The sequence below is a fragment of the Yersinia sp. J1 genome, from assembly GCF_050586585.1.
GTDB classification, from domain to species: Bacteria; Pseudomonadota; Gammaproteobacteria; order Enterobacterales; family Enterobacteriaceae; genus Yersinia; species Yersinia entomophaga.
Genome location: NZ_JBOBDP010000002.1, coordinates 270,474 through 289,340 on the forward strand (window position 1 = coordinate 270,474; position 18,867 = coordinate 289,340).

Genomic DNA, 18,867 nt, shown 5'->3' on the forward strand with positions numbered 1-18,867 from the left:
TGATGAATTGGGGCGATATCTGGCGACCATGCAGTGACGCATCAGCTTGAAATAACATATTTTTTATTGAATGTGGTAGCCAACGCCATTTAGAGCAGATTGCGCACCGCAACCCGTATCGGCTTAGTTAGCAGGATAATTACCAAGACGATTACTGTCATTTTTATAGTGAGCAATGACCAACATGTGGAAATGGTTTCATCAATTTGCCCAGCCTGAAAGGCTGTACAGAGTCTGCGGTCGCTTTATTCCGTGGTTCGGCGCAGCGGCCATCATTTGTCTGGCTATCGGTTGGGGGGGAGGCTTTGGCTTCGCACCGGCTGATTATCAGCAAGGTAACAGTTTTAGGATAATGTACCTGCATGTGCCCGCGGCGATTTGGTCGATGGGCATTTATATGTCTATGGCGATAGCCGCCTTTATCGGGCTGGTCTGGCAGATGAAAATGGCGGATTTGGCCGTGGCGGCGATGGCTCCTGTGGGGGCGGTATTTACCTTTATTGCGCTGGCTACCGGTTCTGCCTGGGGAAAACCTATGTGGGGAACCTGGTGGTTGTGGGACGCGCGCCTGACATCCGAGTTGGTACTGCTGTTTCTGTATATCGGCGTGATTGCGCTGTATCACGCATTTGACGATCGAAAACTGGCCGGTCGAGCCGCCGGTATTTTAGTATTGGTTGGCGTGGTGAATATACCTATCATCCATTTTTCCGTGGTGTGGTGGAATACCTTGCATCAAGGCTCTACCGATATGCAGCAAACCATTTATCCGACCATGCGTACTCCGCTGCGTTGGGCAATCTTCGGCTATCTCTTCTTTTTTGCCACTCTTACGTTAATGCGTTTACGTAATCTTATTTTACATCAGGAGCGTCATCGCCCTTGGGTGGCGGAATTGTTAGGTAAGGAGCGCTCGCTATGACACCGGCATTCAACTCTTGGGCGGATTTTTTCGCGATGGGTGGTTACGCCTTTTATGTCTGGCTGGCGGTGGCCGTGACCTTGCTGTCGTTGCTTGGTTTATGGGCGCATACCCTGTGGATGAAACAAGGGTTATTGAAGAGTATTCGCCGCCAACGTAGACGCGATCAGCGAATTCGTCAGGCGCAGCAGCGGGAGAGAAAATAATGAACCCACGTCGAAAAAGCCGTCTGTATCTGGCCTTAGTGGTATTAATCGGCATAGGTTTGACCACCACGCTGGTGCTTTATGCCTTGCGAGCCAATATTGACTTGTTTTATACCCCAGGCGAGATTTTACAGGGGAAGGGGCCTAAGCACGAAAAACCTGAGGTTGGGCAGCGTCTGCGTATTGGTGGAATGGTGATGCCCGGTTCAGTAAAACGCGACCCGCAGAGCCTACAGGTTACTTTTAAGGTGTATGACGCGCGCGGTGCGATCGACGTGACTTACACCGGTATTTTGCCGGATCTGTTCCGCGAGGGGCAGGGTGTGGTAGCTCAGGGCGTTTTTGCTGAAGGGAATCGGGTGGATGCTAAAGAAGTGCTGGCTAAGCATGATGAAAAATATACGCCACCGGAAGTTGCTGAAGCGATGAAAGAAAATCACGTTCGTCCGGCGGCGGCTTATACCAACGGTCAGAACGAGGGGAACGCTTCATGATGCCTGAAATCGGCAATTTCCTGTTATGTCTGGCGCTGGCGATATCGCTGCTGCTGAGCATTTACCCCCAGTGGGGAGCGGCGCGGCAGGACGCGCGAATGATGGCTGTAGCACGACCATTGACCTACGGCATGTTTGTGACCGTCGCGCTATCGTTTATGTGTCTGGTCTATGCCTTTGTAGTGAATGATTTTACCGTTTCCTATGTTGCGGCTAACTCCAATAGCCAGTTGCCGGTGTATTACCGAATCGCTGCTACCTGGGGGGCGCATGAAGGCTCGCTATTACTTTGGGTGTTGTTGTTAAGTTGTTGGTCGCTGGCGGTGGCATTATTCAGCCGTCAAATGCCGCAGGACGCCGTGGCGCGAGTTTTATCCGTATTAGGCATGATTACCGGCGGTTTCCTGCTGTTTATCATCATGACTTCTAACCCTTTCACCCGAACTTTGCCTAATTTCCCGATAGATGGCCAGGATTTGAATCCGTTGCTACAGGATGTCGGGCTGATTTTCCATCCGCCGTTGTTATATATGGGATACGTCGGATTTTCCGTGGCGTTCGCTTTTGCCATCGCATCGTTGATGGCGGGGCGTTTGGATACCGCATGGGCGCGATGGTCACGGCCCTGGACCCAGGCGGCCTGGGTATTCCTCACTCTGGGGATCGTGCTGGGTTCTGCGTGGGCTTATTACGAATTGGGCTGGGGCGGTTGGTGGTTCTGGGATCCGGTAGAAAATGCGTCATTTATGCCGTGGCTGGCCGGAACCGCGCTGATTCACTCTCTGGCGGTGACGGAAAAACGCGGTACTTTCAAAGCGTGGACGGTGCTGCTGGCGATCACGGCTTTCTCCCTGTGCTTAATGGGAACCTTCTTGGTGCGTTCCGGCGTATTGGTTTCGGTGCATTCTTTTGCCTCCGATCCGGCGCGAGGTATGTTTATTCTGGCCTATCTGGTGATTGTGATCGGCGGTTCCTTACTGTTGTACGCGGTGAAAGGGGCGCAGGTACGCAGCCGTACTCAGCATGAAGTGTTCTCTAGAGAGACATTTTTGTTAGGAAACAACGTATTGCTGATCGCAGCCATGCTAGTTGTACTACTGGGGACTTTGCTGCCGCTGGTACATAAACAACTGGGGTTGGGGAGTATTTCCATCGGTGAACCCTTCTTTAATACCATGTTTACTTGGCTGATGGCACCGTTGGCACTGTTGCTGGGGATAGGGCCGTTGGTACGCTGGCGTCGGGATGAACCGAGCAAATTGTGGCGTCGCTTGGGCGTTGCCTTGGTGGCAACCACGTTACTGTCAATTTTAGTGCCTTGGTTAATGCAGGACAGTATCGCCGGAATGACGGTAGTGGGTTTGATGATGGCTTTCTGGGTCATTATTCTGACGCTAATGGAATTGCATGAGCGAGCAACCCATCGCCACGGTTTCTGGCGCGGCCTGACTCACCTTTCCCGCAGTCATTGGGGCATGGTATTAGGGCATCTGGGCGTGGCGGTTACGGTAATTGGCATTGCCTTTAGTCAGAATTATAGTGTTGAGCGCGATGTCCGAATGAAATCGGGAGATGGTATTGATATCCACGATTATCACTTTGTTTTCCGCGATGTTCACGACATTAAAGGACCAAACTACACCGGCGGCGTAGGTATCATCGACGTCACCCGCAACGGCAAACCCGAAGCGACGCTGCACGCAGAGAAACGTTATTACAGCACAGCTCGCTCCATGATGACCGAAGCGGCTATCGACGGTGGCCTGACTCGTGATTTGTATGCGGCGTTGGGGGAAGAGCTAGAGGATGGTTCCTGGGCGGTGAGGTTATATTACAAGCCTTTCGTCCGCTGGATTTGGTACGGCGGAGTATTTATGGCGGTGGGCGGTATTTTGTGTATGTTGGACCCGCGCTATCGGATGAGTAAGAAATTAACGCGCGGTATCGCACCGGAGGTACAGTAATGAAGTCTAAGTTATTGTTTATTCCGCTGGTGTTGTTCCTGCTGCTGGTGGTGGCATTTTTAGTGCAACTGAGCCGCAATGCCGGAGGGGAAGATCCTACGATGCTAGAATCGGCGCTGATTGGTAAACCCGTTCCGACCTTTAAGCTGGAATCTCTGGGTCAGGCAGGAAAAACCTACGATCAGGCGGTACTGCACGATGGTAAACCTATGTTACTTAACGTGTGGGCTACCTGGTGCCCGACCTGCCGCGCCGAGCATGAATATCTGAATAAACTGGCGGCGCAGGGAATTCGCGTGGTCGGGCTGAATTATAAGGATGACCGTGCCAAAGCGGTGAACTGGTTGAATACACTAGGGAATCCTTACGCGCTGAGCTTATATGACGGTGATGGAATGCTGGGATTGGATTTAGGCGTTTACGGCGCTCCGGAAACCTTTCTGATCGACGGACAAGGTATCATTCGTTACCGCCATGCGGGGGATCTTAACGATCGCGTCTGGCAGCAGGAAATTCTACCGTTATATAAAAAGTATCAGGAGGGCGCATGAGGCTAATCAGTCTGGCCCTCGGTATGTTACTGAGCTGGGGCGCGTTCGCAGCCATTGATACTTATCAGTTCAGTTCGGTTCAACAGGAGCAGCAGTATCGGGAATTAACCGAGCAGCTGCGTTGCCCCAAATGCCAGAACAACAGTATTGCGGATTCTAATGCCATTATTGCCGCAGATATGCGCAATAAAGTGTATGAACTGATGCAACAGGGTAAAACCAAACCTGAAATTATCGATTATATGGTGGCGCGTTACGGCAATTTTGTCACTTATGAACCACCGGTGACTGCCGCTACGCTCATTTTGTGGGTGGGGCCAGCGCTGTTTGTGCTGATCGGCGGGGCGGTCGTCATTTTACGCGGGCGTCGCCGTAACCAGATGCTTGCTGAAGACGAGTTACCGGAGCAGGAACGGCAGCGTCTGGCTGCCATACTGGCGCAGAATGAAGCGGAAAACCGGAATGTGGCAAATACTGACGGGAAACAACCATAATGGCTTTTTGGCTAATAGTAATCATTGCGCTGGCCGGAGCGGGTGCCCTGTTAGTGGTTCCTGCAATGAAACAAAGCAATAATAACCGCAAAACTACGCGGGATGATCTGAATAAAGCTTTTTATCAGGATAGATTAAACGAACTGGCAGAAGACGAAGCGCAGGGCGTGGTCACCGAGCGACCGGAACTGATCAAAGAGCTACAGCAGAATCTACTGACAGATATTCCCGAGCAACCGGCGGAACAATCCAGCCCGATCAGTCGTTGGGCTTTGTTGCCCGGCGTGGTGATTTTGGTATTGGTTGCCATAGGATTTTATGTCAAAACCGGTGGTTTAACCCAGTTGCACGCGTGGCGGGAAGTACAGGCGCAAATGCCGGAGTTACGTGCCAGAGTTGCCAATGAACGAGCAGAGCCGCTGACGATGGAAGAAGTGGCGCGCTTGGGTTTAGGGCTGCGCACCGCTTTGCAGCAAGACGATAACAATGTTAACGACTGGATGATGCTGGGCCGAGTGGGTATGGCGCTGAATAATGCGACTACCGCGACGCAGGCGTTTGAAAAAGCCTATCAGCTCGCGCCGGATAATATGGACGTGAAACTAGGCTATGCCGAGGTGTTAACCCGTTCTAACGATCCCCAAGATAACCAGAAAGCCACGCAAATGCTGCGTAGCATGTTGGCGCAGGATCACGGTAACCCGCGAGTGTTGAGTCTATTAGCATTTAATGCCTTTGAGCAGGGAGATTTCAAACAAGCCATTGGCGCGTGGGAAGTTATGCTAAAATTGCTGCCTGCCGGCGATTCCCGTGCTGAAGTAATAAAACGCAGTATTCAGCAGGCAAAAGCACAGTCCGGTCAGGAAACAGCTAAACTGGAAGTGACGGTTTCTTTGTCTCCCGATGCGGCTAAAAAATTACCGCAGCAAGGGACTCTGATTATTTCGGTCACTGACGGAGTGAGTCCGGTGCCTGTGGCCGTTAAACAGCTGCCGCTGAGCCGATTCCCACTGACGTTATCGCTGGATGACAGTAATGCGATGATGCCGGAATCGTTGCTTTCTGCTTTGCATCAGGTAAAAGTTCGGGTGCGTTTATCGCTGGACGGTACGGCAAATCCTCAGCGCGGTGACTGGTTTGGTGAAAGCGTGGTACAGGAATTCAGCGGTAACGGGCAGATTAGCGTCCAGATAAATAGACAGATCCCCTAAGCGCAGGGGCTGAACGTAATTTCATGGAGAAACATATGAATTTTCGCCTGACAGGGCTGGCTTTCGCGAGCGTATTATTGGTGGGTTGCGCCAGTTCTTCACCGGATCAGATGGAACAAGGCCGCTCCGATCCGTTGGAAGGTTTTAACCGGGCGATGTTCAACTTTAACTATGAGGTTCTTGACCCTTATGTAGTTCGCCCCGTTGCCGTAGCCTGGCGTGATTATGTGCCGCAGCCTGCGCGTAACGGCGTGAGTAACTTTATGGGTAACCTGGAAGAACCGGCGAGCATGGTGAACAGCTTCCTGGTCGGTGACCCGTACAAAGCGATGAAGCACTTTAACCGTTTCTTCCTCAACACTTTATTGGGTATGGGCGGTCTGATTGACGTCGCGGGTATGGCTAACCCTAAACTGGCAAAAGAAGTACCGCATCGTTTCGGTAGCACCTTAGGCTACTACGATGTGCCTTACGGGCCTTATGTGGTGTTGCCGGGTTATGGCAGCTTTACCGTGCGTCAGGAAGGCGGCGACTGGGCTGATAACGTCTATCCGGTGCTGAGCTATCTGACATTCTGGATGTCTGCGGGCAAATGGATGATTGAAGGGATTGAAACTCGTGCGCAATTGTTGGATTCCGATGGTCTGTTGCGTAATTCCTCCGATCCGTACCTGATGGTGCGTGAAGCTTACTTCCAGCGTAACGATTTCCTCGCCAGCGGCGGTGTGTTGAAACCGGAAGCAAATCCAAATGCTCAGGCAATTCAGGGCGATCTGGAAAGCATCGACTCAGCCAACTAATCAGTTTGATATATCAAAACGGGTTGATATATAAAAGCGGATTGATATGTGACAGATAAAAAAAGCGCCTTCAGGCGCTTTTTTGTTGCCGCGAATTCGTCAACTTCCCGATTCAGGGCGCACAGTCGGATAATCCACCCTACGGCGCATTATCCGGCTGATTTGGGGTTAGAACGCGTAGTTAAAGTTCACGCCGTACAGCATTGCCGTACCTTTGGAGTTGAACTCGTAGTTCGTGCCGCCCAATGCTGGTGGCGTTTTCTCGTTGATGGTCACGTTCTGGCCGTGCATGTAGGAGATACCCACGTCAACAGATGCGTCTTTGTTGAACGCATAGGTAGTACCGGCACTGATCCAGAAACGGTCCTGATCGGGGATCGAAATGGAGCGGTTTTGAGCTGGAACCGGGCTATCATCGAACGCGATACCGGTACGGAAGGTCCAGTTATCGTCGTAGTAATAGGTTGTACCCAGCGCGATACGGTATGCGTCTCTAAAGCCTTCGTGCTTCTCGAACAGTACCTTACCGTTGTTACCTGTGGCTTTCAGCTCCTGGAATTGGCTCCAGCTGGTGTAGGCCAGGCTATAGTGAATCGCCCACTGCGGTGCCACTTTGTTATAACCGGACACTTCCCAGACTTCTGGCAGGTTCAGTGTCAGAGCACCAGGAACGATTGCACCGCCAGTTCCGCCAAAGGCTACTGGTAGCTGGTTGCTGTAATCGCCATCAAAGTCGATTTTCACTTTAGAACGATAAGTGAAGCTGTAGCGATTTTCTTTATCGATTTCATAAAGCACGCCGGCGTTCCAGCCGTAGCCCCACTCTTTACCTTCCATATTGGCAACTTCGGTACGCGCTGGCAGACCTAAACGGCCACCCGCTTCACCAATGTGACGCACAATTTTCGCATCGGCATAAACGGCGTTGAAGCCCAGACCGAAGCTGAAGTTTTGGTTCAGACGATACGCAGCCGCCAGGTTCAGGTTAGCGGTTTTCAGATCGGTTTTACCGCCTAGTGAGCCGGCGATATAGTCTTCATTAAATTCGGTGGCTAAACCGTAGTTGGAAGTACCGGATGCGCCGATAGCCCATTGTTCATTCAGCGGCATAATGAAGTGGATGTTAGGAATCCACTCAGATGGCGCGATATTTTTAGCGTCGGTGCTGCGGCCTGTCAGCGGAGATTGACCGCTGATATCTACGTTAGGGTCAACGTAGACAAAACCGCCGGAGAATGAAGGACGGTCAAACATCGTCATAGCTGCTGGGTTGCGGCTACCTACGGATGCGTTGTCGGCGACGGCGCCTTCACCAGAGAAAGAACGGCCCAATGCAGCCGCTGAATATTCATTCAGCTGAAAACCGGCCGCAGAAACGTTCGAAGAAATAATTGCCACTGCAGCTGCCAGAGCTGATCGGGTAAACAGGTTTTTCTGGTTCATGACCAAAACCTCATTTTAATGTGTTTATTATTTAAACTATGTTACATAGCGTAACAAGAGAGCGCGGGATTGTAGGGTCCGTTACCAATCTGACAAATCAGACCAGTGGCTGAAGTATAGGTCTGACCTGTAGGAATGTTGCAAGAATGTTTTTGAAATTGATTGAAATTGATTGCAAAAAATAGATCCACTTAACAAAAAACTTACATGCCCATATCAATAAATCTATGACTTATTATTTTTGCGATGCTTTAACTGAGATTTTCGTCACTAAATAGGCACATAAACAGTAAGTTCTAGTGATGCGGGGTTTGCAGGAGTAAAATAGCGGCAGATATCGATTTTTGAGCCAGATCACAAATGGCAATTTGCACCTATTTGAAATGTCCCTTGAGGAGAATTGAAGATGTCAGATGCAATTAAACGCTGTAATGCAGAAGAAACCGCAGCCTGCTGCTGCGTAGATGTCGGTACTGTGATGGATAACACCGATTGTACCGCGTCCTACAGCAAGGTATTCGCCAGCCAGAGCGAAGCCGAAGCAATGCTAAACACCTTGATCGAAAAAGCGCGTTCCGTCGAATCCGACCCTTGCCTGATTGAGCCAAGAATCGAGACGGTAGCAGAAGGTGTTCAACTCAGCGTTGATTTTACCTTTGCCTGTGAAGCAGAAATGCTGATTTTCCAGCTGGGTCTGCGTTAATCTGGCCGTATTTAGCGCGGAGCTTTCGCTCCGCGCTATTTAATCACTGAATCTATTTCCTTATTATTCTTTCTCCCGTCTATTCGTTTTCCTCTTTCCCTATCTCTCTTTTTTATTCTGAAAGTTGCTCCTGCTCGCATTTTTGGCCTCAATAGGTTTGCCAAATGTAAACGTTTGGTTAACAATAATCGGATCAGGTCAGACCTGTTAACCTAGCATCCTAATAAATGCCAATTTATCTCTCAGGAGCCTTTATGAGTAAGCCACTTCCGTTAGTGACGCGTCAGGGCGACCGCATTGCGATTGTTAACGGCCTGCGCACCCCGTTTGCTAAACAAGCTACCGCCTATCATGGGGTTCCCGCTGTTGATTTGGGTAAGATTGTTGTCAGCGAGCTGTTGGCAAAAAGTGGAATTGCACCTGAGTTGATCGATCAACTGGTATTTGGGCAGGTGGTTCAGATGCCGGAAGCGCCGAATATTGCTCGTGAAATCGTATTGGGCACCGGCATGAGCGTACACACTGACGCCTATAGCGTCTCCCGAGCCTGTGCCACCAGTTTTCAGGCGGTGGCGAACGTGGCCGAAAGTCTTATTGCGGGGTCGGTGGGGATAGCCATCGCCGGCGGCGCAGATTCTTCCTCCGTTTTACCTATTGGCGTCAGCAAAGCGCTGGCGCGTACGCTGGTTGACGTCAATAAAGCCCGAACTTTGTCACAGCGTCTAAAACTATTCAGTCGTTTGAAATTCCGTGATTTATTGCCGGTTGCACCTGCAGTGGCGGAGTATTCCACCGGTTTGCGTATGGGAGATACCGCCGAGCAAATGGCTAAAACCTACGGTATCAGCCGGGAAGATCAGGATGCGTTGGCGCTGCGTTCTCACCAGCTGGCGGCGGAAGCCTGGCAAAAAGGCTATTTACAGGATGAGGTGATGACCGCTTATATCCCACCATACCGTGCGGCTATCAGTGAAGATAATAATGTGCGCAAAGATTCCACCATGGCGCAATACGCTAAGCTGCGCCCGGCATTCGATCGCAAGCACGGCAGCGTAACGGCGGCAAACAGCACGCCGCTGACTGATGGTGCCGCAGCAGTTATTATGATGAGCGAAGGGCGAGCCAAAGAATTGGGGCTGCAACCTCTGGGCTATTTACGCAGTTTTGCTTTTTCCGCTATCGACGTCTGGCAGGACATGTTGTTAGGGCCGTCTTATGCCACGCCGTTGGCATTAGATCGCGCTGGTATCACGCTGGCGGATCTGACGTTAATCGATATGCACGAAGCCTTTGCCGCGCAAACGCTCGCTAACCTGAAAATGTTTGCCAGCGATAGTTTTGCTCAACAATATCTGGGGAGAAGTCAGGCGATAGGCGAGGTTGATATGGATAAATTCAACGTCTTGGGCGGTTCTATCGCCTATGGTCATCCTTTTGCGGCAACCGGAGCGCGGATGATCACGCAAACGTTGAATGAGCTGCGTCGTCGCGGTGGTGGATTGGGCTTAACGACCGCCTGTGCCGCCGGTGGTCTGGGTGCAGCCATGATTGTAGAGGTGGAATAATGGAAAATCGCGTAGAACAGGGCAGGGGAGACGCCACAATGCCTTCGACCGAGTCGGTGTTTCAGCTCAGTATTCGGCCGGATAACATCGGGGTCATCACCATCAATGTCCCCAATGAAAAGGTCAACACCTTAAAGGCTGAATTTGCAGAGCAAATTGCCCAAGTGCTGCAACAAGCGCAGTCTTCGCCGCAATTACAGGGGCTGGTGATTGTTTCGGGCAAACCGGATTCATTTATTGCCGGAGCCGATATCACCATGATCGCCGCCTGTCGCACCGCGCAGGATGCCAGGGTTCTGGCGCAAAAAGGCCAGGCAACGTTAGCGCAAATTGCCGCGTTCCCGATCCCCGTTGTGGCGGCTATCCACGGAGCCTGCTTGGGCGGCGGTCTGGAGCTGGCTCTGGCTTGTCATGGCCGCGTGTGCTCATTGGATGATAAAACCGTTTTGGGGCTGCCTGAGGTCCAATTAGGGCTATTGCCGGGTTCCGGTGGCACGCAACGATTACCTCGATTGATCGGCGCGAGCAAAGCGCTGGATATGATGCTGACTGGCCGCCAGATTCGCGCTAGGCAGGCGCTGAAAATAGGGCTGGTGGACGATGCCGTTCCGCAGGATATCTTGCTGGAAGTGGCCGTTAGCCGTGCCAAAGCTGGTTGGGTGGATAAGCCAAGTCTGCCGTGGCAGGAACGCTTGCTGAATGGGCCGCTAGGAAAATCTATATTATTCAATATCGTGCGGAAGAAAACGTTGGCGAAAACCCAAGGCCATTATCCGGCGGCAGAACGCATTATTCATGTCGTTCGCCAGGGGCTGGATAACGGCGGCCCGAGCGGCTACGAAGCGGAAGCTCGGGCATTTGGCGAGCTGGCTATGTCTGCGGAATCAGCGGCGTTACGCAGCTTATTTTTCGCGACAACGTCATTGAAAAAAGAAAGTGGCTCAACGGCACAACCGCGCAAAATTAGTCGGGTTGGCGTGTTGGGCGGAGGTTTAATGGGCGGCGGTATCGCCAATGTCACTGCGACCCGAGCCGGTTTACCGGTGCGAATTAAAGATATTAATCCGCAAGGTATTAATCAGGCGCTGAAATATACCTGGGACGCATTGGGCAAACGGGTACGCAGTAAACGGCTGCGACCAACGGAACGGCAGCGCCAAATGATGCTGATTTCCGGCACTACCGATTACAGCGGCTTCGACAATGTGGATATCGTTGTTGAAGCGGTGTTTGAGGATCTGGCGCTGAAGCAGCAGATGGTGGCCGACATTGAGGCGCACGGAGCGCCTCATACTATTTTTGCCTCCAATACTTCATCTTTGCCTATCAGCCAGATAGCCGCCGAGGCTAAACGTCCAGAACAGGTTATCGGTTTGCATTACTTTAGCCCGGTGGACAAAATGCCGCTGGTGGAAGTGATTCCTCACGCTGGAACCAGCGAAGAAACTATTGCAACCACGGTGGCCTTCGCCCGCAAACAGGGGAAAACGGCAATTGTGGTCGGCGATCGCGCCGGATTCTATGTAAACCGCATTCTTGCTCCCTACATTAACGAAGGGGCGCGCTGCTTGCTGGACGGCGAGCCGATTGAGTCAATCGATAAGGCTTTGGTTGATTTTGGCTTCCCGGTTGGGCCGCTGAATTTACTGGATGAAGTCGGGATCGATGTGGGCACCAAAATCATGCCGATTCTAGTGGAACAGCTCGGCTCGCGCTTTGCCGCTCCGGCTTCTCTGGACGCAATTTTAAAAGATGGCCGTAAAGGGCGTAAAAATGGCCGTGGTTTCTATCTCTATCCGGCCAAAACTTCGGGCTTTAAGCTGAGGAAAAGCCCCGCTAAACAGGCCGATCCGAACGTTTATGGGCTATTAGGCGTCACGCCGAAAGCGCATATACAGCGCGAAGTTATTGCCCAGCGCTGCGTGATGATGATGCTGAACGAAGCGGTACGCTGCCTGGATGAAGGCATCATTCGTAATCCGCGTGATGGCGATATTGGCGCTGTTTTCGGCATCGGTTTTCCTCCTTTCTTAGGTGGGCCGTTCCGTTATCTGGATCGTCTGGGTCTGGATACTGCAGCCAGAACCATGAAGCTACTGGAACAGCAATACGGCGAGCGTTTTGCCCCCTGTGAGCGTCTGGTGGCGATGGCAGAGCAGAAGGCGGTGTTCTACCCGGAAACTGAGGTGCCAGCGGAAGAGTCTACTGCAGCAGAATGAGTGTAAATCCGAAGGCATTCTGCGTTCAGAATGCTTTTTGGTTAGAATGTGAGCGGGATCACCGCCTGTAACTCTGCTGTTTTTACCTGCTGTACAGGTGCCAGTGCTCGCGTTACCTTAGCCTTAATTTACTGGCTAAGATTTAATAAGCTTTTAAGTTAGTAGCTCTACATTGTGTAGAGAATAAATAATGGATTAAACTGTTGAGTAGGCTATTTATTAAACAGTAATGGTTGGCGGTGCGTTTTGTTGGTGTAAAAACAGCCGTTTTATTTACGTGGAGTTTCAGGCAAAATGCCCGGCCGCCATAGAGAGACGGCGCGTTATCGTGATGAAGTTGCTTTGTCTTAGGGCAAAGTTCTCGGCGGTACAGCACGCGTTGCGTTTCTGTATAGCGTTATTTTGTTAACAAAAGCGGTGCAATATGCAAGTTCTAATCATGCGTCATGGCGACGCGGCTCTTGACGCAGCCAGTGATGCACAGAGGCCTCTGACCCAATGTGGCAGTGAAGAATCACGGCAGATAGCCGCCTGGTTAAATAGCCAATCGGTGGATATTGAGCAGATACTGGTCAGCCCTTATCTGCGTGCGGAACAAACCCTTGGCGTGGTAAGAGAAGCGCTGACTCTGCCTGACGGGCAGGAAGTGATGCCGGAACTGACGCCGGGTGGGGATCCTGCGATGGTGGCCTGCTATTTGCAGGCTCTGGCCAAAGAAGGTTGCGCTTCAGTGCTGCTGATTTCGCATCTTCCGCTGGTGGGCTATTTGGTTGCCGAGCTGTGTCCGGGTCAATGTGCGCCGATGTTTGCGACTTCCGCGATGGCCTGTGTCGATTTAGACATGAACAGCGGAATGGGCAAGTTGGATTGGCAAGTGAGTCCCTCTCAGCTGATGGCCAAAGTCTGACGGCTTGTGAGGATGACCTGAAAACAGGTTAGCGGCTGCGGTGTGATACAAACTTCTGCCTTCTGCCCCAAAAGGCCAAAAGCACGATTAACCGGCATCATTAATAAAGGCGTGAACAGTTTTGCTGTCGCGCCTTTATTTTTTTGGCTAATTCATTATTGGGTTAACTTATTCGGCTAATTCGATCAAAACCAGCAAGGCGGCGGTGCCACCCCATTCTTTCGGAGCCTGATGAAACGCCAATACGTCCGGATGCTGCGCTAACCACAGCGGTGTCTGTTGTTTCAGAACGTGCTTACCGTGTCCGTGCATAACGCAGGCGCAGTGTACGTGTTCGCGTTTACAGGCTGCCAGCAAGGCACCCAGCTCTTGTTTGGCCTGCTTTTGCGTGAGCCCATGCAGATCGAGAAACATTTCCGGTGAGTAATCGCCGCGTCGCAGCTTTTTTACTTCAAAATGATCGACTCCGGGGCGCACATAGCGTGTGGGGCCTTCGTTATCGATATGCGGTTGGAATTCATCAGAGAAGTAATAGCTGGCATCGACCTGCTCTTGTAGCAGGCGTACCGGCGTAATTTTATGCGCTTTCTGTGGTGCCTGACGATGCAGGATGGTGTCCTGTTTGAGTTTTTTGGCTCCCGCGATCGATTCCCTGAAAAGTTGCAGCTCCTCATTGCTCAAGTGAAATTTATTTTTCATTATTTATTCTTAGTACCTAATCAATTTTCTCAGTTTACCTGCTGGATGTTATCTGTCTAAATAAATGTCGACAAAGTTTTGCACCCTTTTGGCATATTTTCATCGCTTGCGTATCATTCACATGTGTATAGCTGCTGATTTGTCGCGGGCTTCATGGCAAACTAGGCGCATAAACCTTGATTTTACGCATACCTGTTGGAGAATAAATTGGACAAAATTTTCGTCGATGAAGCAGTGAAAGAACTGCACACCATTCAGGATATGTTGCGCTGGGCTGTCAGCCGTTTTAACGCGGCTAATATTTTTTACGGCCACGGCACGGATAATCCGTGGGACGAAGCCGTTCAACTGGTCTTTCCAACTATCTATCTTCCTATTGATATTCCTGAAGATATGCGCAACGCCCGTCTGACATACAGCGAGCGCCATCGTATTGTTGAGCGGGTTATCCGCCGGGTTAACGAGCGCATTCCGGTCGCTTATCTGACCAATAAAGCCTGGTTCTGCGGGCAGGAATATTACGTAGACGAGCGCGTTCTGGTGCCTCGTTCACCGATTGGTGAACTGATTGAAAACCGTTTTGAAGCGCTGATTTCACATCAGCCAATCCATATTCTGGATATGTGCACCGGTAGCGGCTGTATCGCTATCGCCTGCGCCTACGCTTTCCCGGAAGCGGAAGTGGATGCCGTTGATATTTCAGCGGATGTACTGGCGGTGACCGAGCACAATATTCAGCAGCACAGCGTTGAACATCAGGTTACGCCGATCCGTTCCGATCTTTTCCGCGATTTACCACCGATTAAATACGATTTGATTGTGACAAATCCGCCGTATGTAGATGAAGAAGATATGTCCGATTTGCCGCAGGAATTCCGTTTTGAACCGGAATTGGGCCTGGCGGCAGGCTTTGACGGATTGACGCTGGCGCGCCGGATTCTGGCCTGCGCCCCTGATTTTCTTCAGGATGATGGCGTTCTGATTTGCGAAGTGGGTAACAGCATGGTGCACTTGATGGATCAGTATCCTGACGTGCCCTTTACCTGGCTGGAGTTCCACAACGGCGGTGACGGTGTGTTTATGCTGACAAAACAGCAGCTCATTGATTGTCATCACCATTTCAGCATGTATCGTGACTAAGCAGTAGACACGTTTGTGCCTGCTGTAATACTTGCCGGCGAGATCGCTCTCTGACCGGCAGACGGATTTTGACTCATGGGTAAGGAGCCGTGATGGCTGGGAATAGTATTGGGCAGTTTTTCCGCGTCACCACTTTTGGTGAATCTCACGGCATCGCGTTGGGATGCATAATCGACGGTGTTCCGCCGGGTATTCCAATCACCGAGGCGGATATTCAGCTGGATCTCGACCGGCGTCGTCCGGGGACTTCTCGTTACACTACTCAGCGCCGGGAGCCGGATCAGGTTCGTATTCTGTCCGGGGTGTTTGAAGGGGTAACTACAGGGACCAGTATTGGCCTGATGATCGAAAATACCGATCAACGCTCGCAGGATTACAGTGCGATCAAAGACGTGTTCCGCCCTGGCCACGCCGACTATACCTATGAGCAAAAATACGGCGTGCGTGATTATCGTGGCGGCGGTCGTTCATCGGCGCGGGAAACCGCAATGCGCGTCGCCGCAGGTGCCATAGCGAAGAAATATCTGCATCAGAAATTCGGCGTGACGGTGCGCGGTTATCTTGCACAAATTGGTGATATCAGCTGCGATCTGCTGGATTGGGATTTGGTTGAACAAAACCCGTTCTTCTGTCCGGATGCCAGCAAGCTGGAGCCTTTGGATGCGCTAATGCGCGAATTGAAAAAGGCCGGTGATTCTATCGGCGCGAAAGTGACGGTCGTGGCGGAACATGTGCCGGTTGGTTTAGGCGAGCCGGTATTTGATCGTCTGGATGCCGATCTGGCTCACGCGCTGATGAGCATCAACGCGGTGAAAGGCGTGGAAATAGGCGACGGTTTTGCCGTAGTCACTAAGCGTGGCAGCGAAAACCGCGACGAAATCACTCCGGAAGGTTTTCAGAGCAACCACGCAGGCGGGATTCTCGGCGGTATCAGCAGTGGTCAGCCGGTGGTTGCCCACCTGGCGCTGAAACCGACTTCCAGCATTATGGTGCCGGGGCAGACTATCAACCGTCAGGGAGAAGCCGTGGAAATGGTGACTCGCGGTCGTCACGATCCGTGCGTCGGTATCCGTGCGGTTCCTATTGCCGAAGCCATGATGGCGATTGTTTTAATGGACCACCTGCTGCGTCAACGCGCGCAGTGTGGCGATGTTAACTCTGACGTTCCGCGCTGGTAACTCAATGAAGAAAATAGGGATGTTGGGGGCTGCGGCCTGGTTCGCGTCCTCTTCAGTCATGGCTTTGACGCCGTGGCAACAAATCGATCATCCGGTTAGCGGTACCTCGCAGGCCATTGGCGGTTTCGCTAATGGTTGCGTCATAGGCGCGCAGCCTTTGCCGCTGGAATCGGCAAATTATCAGGTAATGCGTCCCGATCAACGCCGTTATTTTGGTCATCCGGATTTGCTGAATTTTATCCAGCGATTCAGCGAGCAGGCCAAACGGCAACAGTTGGGTTTGGTGTTGATCGGCGATATGGCTATGCCTGCCGGTGGACGCTTTAGCAGTGGCCATGCCAGCCACCAGTCTGGTCTGGATGTGGATATCTGGCTACAGTTGCCAACCCAGCGCTGGACTTCGCAGCAGTTGCTGAAACCTCAGCCGATCGATTTGGTGTCCTCGGATGGCAAACAGGTAGTACCGCGTTTATGGCAGCCACAGGTTGCCAGCATGATAAAACTGGCAGCGAAAGACAGCGAAGTCACGCGGATTTTCGTCAATCCGGCGATTAAGCAGCAGTTATGTATCAGTGCCGGAAGTGATCGTGATTGGTTGCATAAAGTCCGGCCTTGGTTCGGCCATCGGGCGCATATGCACGTGCGTTTGCGTTGCCCGGCGGACAGTTTGGAATGCGAAGATCAGGATTCACCGCCAGCGGGTGATGGCTGTGGTGCCGAGCTGCAAAGCTGGTTCCAGCCTCATCAGCCAAGCGCCAAACCGGGTAAAACTACGCCGCCACCATTACCGCCATCCTGTCAGGCGTTGCTGGATAACCACTTCGCAGGGAGATAGTCATTGGATTGGTTCACTCTTGGCCCTGAGGTTCTCGGGGTCTTGTTTTTAGTGGCGCTGCTGGCGGGATTTATTGATTCCATCGCCGGCGGCGGCGGGCTATTAACCATTCCGGCGCTATTGGCGGTAGGCGTGCCTCCGACCCAAGCGTTGGCCACGAATAAACTCCAGTCTGTGGGCGGTTCTTTCTCGGCCAGCCTGTATTTTATTCGCCGTGGAGCGGTTAATCTCAAAGAGCAAAGGCTGACTATTGCCCTGACTTTGGCCGGTTCAATGCTAGGGGCGATTCTGGTTCAGCATATGCAGGCCGATATCTTGCGACAGATTCTCCCTCTGCTGGTCATCGGCATCGGGGTGTATTTCCTGCTGACGCCGAGATTGGGAGAGTTGGATCGACAACGTCGACTGTCAGCGCTGCCTTTCGCATTAATCGCCGGTGGTGGCATAGGTTTTTACGATGGTTTCTTTGGCCCCGGCGCCGGCTCCTTCTATGCGTTGGCGTTTGTCACTTTATGCGGTTTTAATCTGGCTAAGTCTACTGCTCACGCCAAGGTACTGAACTTCACCTCGAATTTAGGTGGTCTAACCTTCTTTATTCTCGGTGGAAAAGTGTTATGGGGCATCGGCTTGGTGATGCTGGTTGGGCAGGTGCTGGGCGCGCGTTTGGGCGCACATATGGTGCTAACTCGTGGTCAGAAACTTATCCGGCCGATGATCGTTGTCGTGTCTTTGGTGATGAGTTGCAAGCTACTCTATGATAATCACGGCTCAGAAATTCAGGCGTGGCTGGCATTGCAGGGCATCGGCTAATGCTCGCTTGTTACGCGGCTTAATGGGATAATCCCTCTTTTTCCATAAGGGCATTATTGCTCACTGTATTGCCTCTGACGCCAACTTGGCGGAGGCGTAATTTGCGGCTTACCGGGTATACACAGCGTAATCATGTCAGAAAGTTTATCGACTCAAAACCATACTCATCACTATCAAGAACTTATCGATATTTTCAATCGCTGTTTCAGCGAAGAATTCAACACGCGGCTGGTGAAAGGCGATGACGAGCCTATTTATCTGCCGGCTGATGATCAGGTGGATTACAATCGCATTGTGTTCGCCCACGGTTACTATGCCAGCGGTATGCATGAAATTTCTCATTGGTGCATTGCCGGCGAAGAACGGCGCAAGCGGGTAGATTTTGGTTACTGGTACTGCCCGGACGGGCGCGATGCGCTCACCCAAAGCCAGTTTGAGGCGGTAGAAATCAAACCGCAGGCGCTAGAATGGATGTTTTGCGTCGCTGCGGGTTTCCCTTTCAACGTGAGTTGCGACAATCTGGAAGGTGACTGCGAGCCCGATCGCCTTGCTTTTCAACGTAAAGTTCGTGAACAGGTGCTGCGGAATTTGGAACAGGGAATATCCCCACGACCTGCGGGCTTTATTCGGGCGTTGCAATCGTTTTACAATACGCCCCCGCTGGCGGCGGAACACTTCCCTTATCCGGAAGATTTCGACTGATTGCCAGACTGACCAGAAAGTTTA

Annotated in this window: 18 protein-coding genes and 1 pseudogene; 17 read left to right on the forward strand and 2 right to left on the reverse strand. The window is 51.8% G+C overall.

The window, feature by feature from the left end; translation table 11 throughout:
• Positions 1-184: 184 nt before the first annotated feature.
• The 8 genes from ACQ4OC_RS05925 to mlaA are packed head-to-tail and all read left to right on the forward strand — an operon-like array spanning position 185 to position 6,642.
• Positions 185-922 carry a heme ABC transporter permease gene (locus tag ACQ4OC_RS05925; protein ID WP_064517101.1) on the forward strand — a complete coding sequence of 246 codons (738 nt, stop codon included), beginning with the start codon at positions 185-187 and terminating at the stop codon, positions 920-922.
• Positions 919-1,128: a heme exporter protein CcmD gene (ccmD, locus tag ACQ4OC_RS05930; protein WP_064517103.1), complete on the forward strand. Its 210-nt coding sequence runs from the start codon at positions 919-921 to the stop codon at positions 1,126-1,128. Before ACQ4OC_RS05925 ends, ccmD begins: the two co-directional genes overlap by 4 nt.
• Positions 1,128-1,622: a cytochrome c maturation protein CcmE gene (gene ccmE / locus ACQ4OC_RS05935; RefSeq protein WP_064517105.1), complete on the forward strand. Its 495-nt coding sequence runs from the start codon at positions 1,128-1,130 to the stop codon at positions 1,620-1,622. Before ccmD ends, ccmE begins: the two co-directional genes overlap by 1 nt.
• Entirely contained in the window at positions 1,619-3,586 is a 1,968-nt protein-coding gene (locus ACQ4OC_RS05940; protein WP_064517107.1) for a heme lyase CcmF/NrfE family subunit, read from the forward strand. The genes ccmE and ACQ4OC_RS05940 overlap by 4 nt, the downstream gene beginning before the upstream one ends.
• Complete coding sequence (locus tag ACQ4OC_RS05945; RefSeq protein ID WP_064517109.1) at positions 3,586-4,137, forward strand: DsbE family thiol:disulfide interchange protein; 552 nt, start codon at positions 3,586-3,588, stop codon at positions 4,135-4,137. The genes ACQ4OC_RS05940 and ACQ4OC_RS05945 overlap by 1 nt, the downstream gene beginning before the upstream one ends.
• Positions 4,134-4,631 carry a cytochrome c-type biogenesis protein gene (locus ACQ4OC_RS05950; protein ID WP_064517111.1) on the forward strand — a complete coding sequence of 166 codons (498 nt, stop codon included), beginning with the start codon at positions 4,134-4,136 and terminating at the stop codon, positions 4,629-4,631. Before ACQ4OC_RS05945 ends, ACQ4OC_RS05950 begins: the two co-directional genes overlap by 4 nt.
• Complete coding sequence (ccmI, locus tag ACQ4OC_RS05955) at positions 4,631-5,842, forward strand: c-type cytochrome biogenesis protein CcmI (protein ID WP_064517113.1); 1,212 nt, start codon at positions 4,631-4,633, stop codon at positions 5,840-5,842. Before ACQ4OC_RS05950 ends, ccmI begins: the two co-directional genes overlap by 1 nt.
• A gap of 35 nt (positions 5,843-5,877) precedes the next feature.
• A complete protein-coding gene (gene mlaA / locus ACQ4OC_RS05960; RefSeq protein ID WP_064517115.1) occupies positions 5,878-6,642 on the forward strand; it encodes a phospholipid-binding lipoprotein MlaA in 765 nt (254 codons plus the stop codon).
• A 168-nt stretch (positions 6,643-6,810) separates the two neighbouring features.
• On the opposite strand, the gene fadL is transcribed toward mlaA, so the two are convergent.
• The gene (gene fadL, locus ACQ4OC_RS05965) at positions 6,811-8,085 is read right to left on the reverse strand and encodes a long-chain fatty acid transporter FadL (RefSeq protein WP_064517117.1); all 1,275 of its coding nucleotides are present in this window, start codon (positions 8,083-8,085) and stop codon (positions 6,811-6,813) included.
• Between the two features lie 406 nt (positions 8,086-8,491).
• Between fadL and ACQ4OC_RS05970 the strand changes: the two genes are divergently transcribed.
• From ACQ4OC_RS05970 to sixA, 4 genes and pseudogenes are all read left to right on the forward strand, one after another.
• Complete coding sequence (locus ACQ4OC_RS05970; protein WP_072080590.1) at positions 8,492-8,788, forward strand: YfcZ/YiiS family protein; 297 nt, start codon at positions 8,492-8,494, stop codon at positions 8,786-8,788.
• A 254-nt stretch (positions 8,789-9,042) separates the two neighbouring features.
• Positions 9,043-10,353: an acetyl-CoA C-acyltransferase FadI gene (gene fadI / locus ACQ4OC_RS05975; RefSeq protein WP_064517119.1), complete on the forward strand. Its 1,311-nt coding sequence runs from the start codon at positions 9,043-9,045 to the stop codon at positions 10,351-10,353.
• A gap of 56 nt (positions 10,354-10,409) precedes the next feature.
• A pseudogene (gene fadJ / locus ACQ4OC_RS05980) lies at positions 10,410-12,572 on the forward strand (fatty acid oxidation complex subunit alpha FadJ); the annotation flags it as partial.
• A 424-nt stretch (positions 12,573-12,996) separates the two neighbouring features.
• On the forward strand, positions 12,997-13,479 hold the full coding sequence (gene sixA, locus ACQ4OC_RS05985) for a phosphohistidine phosphatase SixA (RefSeq protein ID WP_064517122.1): 483 nt from the start codon (positions 12,997-12,999) through the stop codon (positions 13,477-13,479).
• A gap of 168 nt (positions 13,480-13,647) precedes the next feature.
• Here sixA and smrB read toward each other — a convergent pair whose 3' ends face one another.
• Positions 13,648-14,178, reverse strand: a complete 531-nt coding sequence (smrB, locus tag ACQ4OC_RS05990) for an endonuclease SmrB (protein ID WP_064517124.1) — start codon at positions 14,176-14,178, stop codon at positions 13,648-13,650.
• Positions 14,179-14,385: 207 nt separating this feature from the next.
• Here smrB and prmB point away from each other — a divergent pair, with 207 nt between their 5' ends.
• The 5 genes from prmB (at position 14,386) to ACQ4OC_RS06015 (ending at position 18,843) form a co-directional block, all read left to right on the forward strand.
• Positions 14,386-15,318: a 50S ribosomal protein L3 N(5)-glutamine methyltransferase gene (gene prmB / locus ACQ4OC_RS05995; RefSeq protein WP_430971016.1), complete on the forward strand. Its 933-nt coding sequence runs from the start codon at positions 14,386-14,388 to the stop codon at positions 15,316-15,318.
• Between the two features lie 92 nt (positions 15,319-15,410).
• Positions 15,411-16,496 (forward strand): chorismate synthase, encoded by a 1,086-nt coding sequence (gene aroC / locus ACQ4OC_RS06000; protein ID WP_049596979.1) that lies wholly within the window; start codon positions 15,411-15,413, stop codon positions 16,494-16,496.
• A gap of 19 nt (positions 16,497-16,515) precedes the next feature.
• A complete protein-coding gene (gene mepA / locus ACQ4OC_RS06005) occupies positions 16,516-17,331 on the forward strand; it encodes a penicillin-insensitive murein endopeptidase (protein WP_120805873.1) in 816 nt (271 codons plus the stop codon).
• A 3-nt stretch (positions 17,332-17,334) separates the two neighbouring features.
• The gene (locus ACQ4OC_RS06010) at positions 17,335-18,141 is read left to right on the forward strand and encodes a sulfite exporter TauE/SafE family protein (protein ID WP_064517129.1); all 807 of its coding nucleotides are present in this window, start codon (positions 17,335-17,337) and stop codon (positions 18,139-18,141) included.
• A 132-nt stretch (positions 18,142-18,273) separates the two neighbouring features.
• Positions 18,274-18,843: an elongation factor P hydroxylase gene (locus ACQ4OC_RS06015; RefSeq protein ID WP_064517132.1), complete on the forward strand. Its 570-nt coding sequence runs from the start codon at positions 18,274-18,276 to the stop codon at positions 18,841-18,843.
• Positions 18,844-18,867: the final 24 nt, after the last annotated feature.

Coding starts and splice junctions, on each gene's coding strand:
- ACQ4OC_RS06015 (WP_064517132.1), top strand. CDS start 18,274: ATGTCAGAAAGTTTATCGACTCAAAACCATACTCATCACTATCAAGAA.
- ACQ4OC_RS05945 (WP_064517109.1), top strand. CDS start 3,586: ATGAAGTCTAAGTTATTGTTTATTCCGCTGGTGTTGTTCCTGCTGCTG.
- smrB (WP_064517124.1), bottom strand. CDS start 14,178: ATGAAAAATAAATTTCACTTGAGCAATGAGGAGCTGCAACTTTTCAGG.
- ACQ4OC_RS05925 (WP_064517101.1), top strand. CDS start 185: ATGTGGAAATGGTTTCATCAATTTGCCCAGCCTGAAAGGCTGTACAGA.
- ccmI (WP_064517113.1), top strand. CDS start 4,631: ATGGCTTTTTGGCTAATAGTAATCATTGCGCTGGCCGGAGCGGGTGCC.
- ACQ4OC_RS05940 (WP_064517107.1), top strand. CDS start 1,619: ATGATGCCTGAAATCGGCAATTTCCTGTTATGTCTGGCGCTGGCGATA.
- ccmE (WP_064517105.1), top strand. CDS start 1,128: ATGAACCCACGTCGAAAAAGCCGTCTGTATCTGGCCTTAGTGGTATTA.
- mepA (WP_120805873.1), top strand. CDS start 16,516: ATGTTGGGGGCTGCGGCCTGGTTCGCGTCCTCTTCAGTCATGGCTTTG.
- ACQ4OC_RS05970 (WP_072080590.1), top strand. CDS start 8,492: ATGTCAGATGCAATTAAACGCTGTAATGCAGAAGAAACCGCAGCCTGC.
- fadI (WP_064517119.1), top strand. CDS start 9,043: ATGAGTAAGCCACTTCCGTTAGTGACGCGTCAGGGCGACCGCATTGCG.
- aroC (WP_049596979.1), top strand. CDS start 15,411: ATGGCTGGGAATAGTATTGGGCAGTTTTTCCGCGTCACCACTTTTGGT.
- ACQ4OC_RS05950 (WP_064517111.1), top strand. CDS start 4,134: ATGAGGCTAATCAGTCTGGCCCTCGGTATGTTACTGAGCTGGGGCGCG.
- fadL (WP_064517117.1), bottom strand. CDS start 8,085: ATGAACCAGAAAAACCTGTTTACCCGATCAGCTCTGGCAGCTGCAGTG.
- mlaA (WP_064517115.1), top strand. CDS start 5,878: ATGAATTTTCGCCTGACAGGGCTGGCTTTCGCGAGCGTATTATTGGTG.
- ccmD (WP_064517103.1), top strand. CDS start 919: ATGACACCGGCATTCAACTCTTGGGCGGATTTTTTCGCGATGGGTGGT.
- sixA (WP_064517122.1), top strand. CDS start 12,997: ATGCAAGTTCTAATCATGCGTCATGGCGACGCGGCTCTTGACGCAGCC.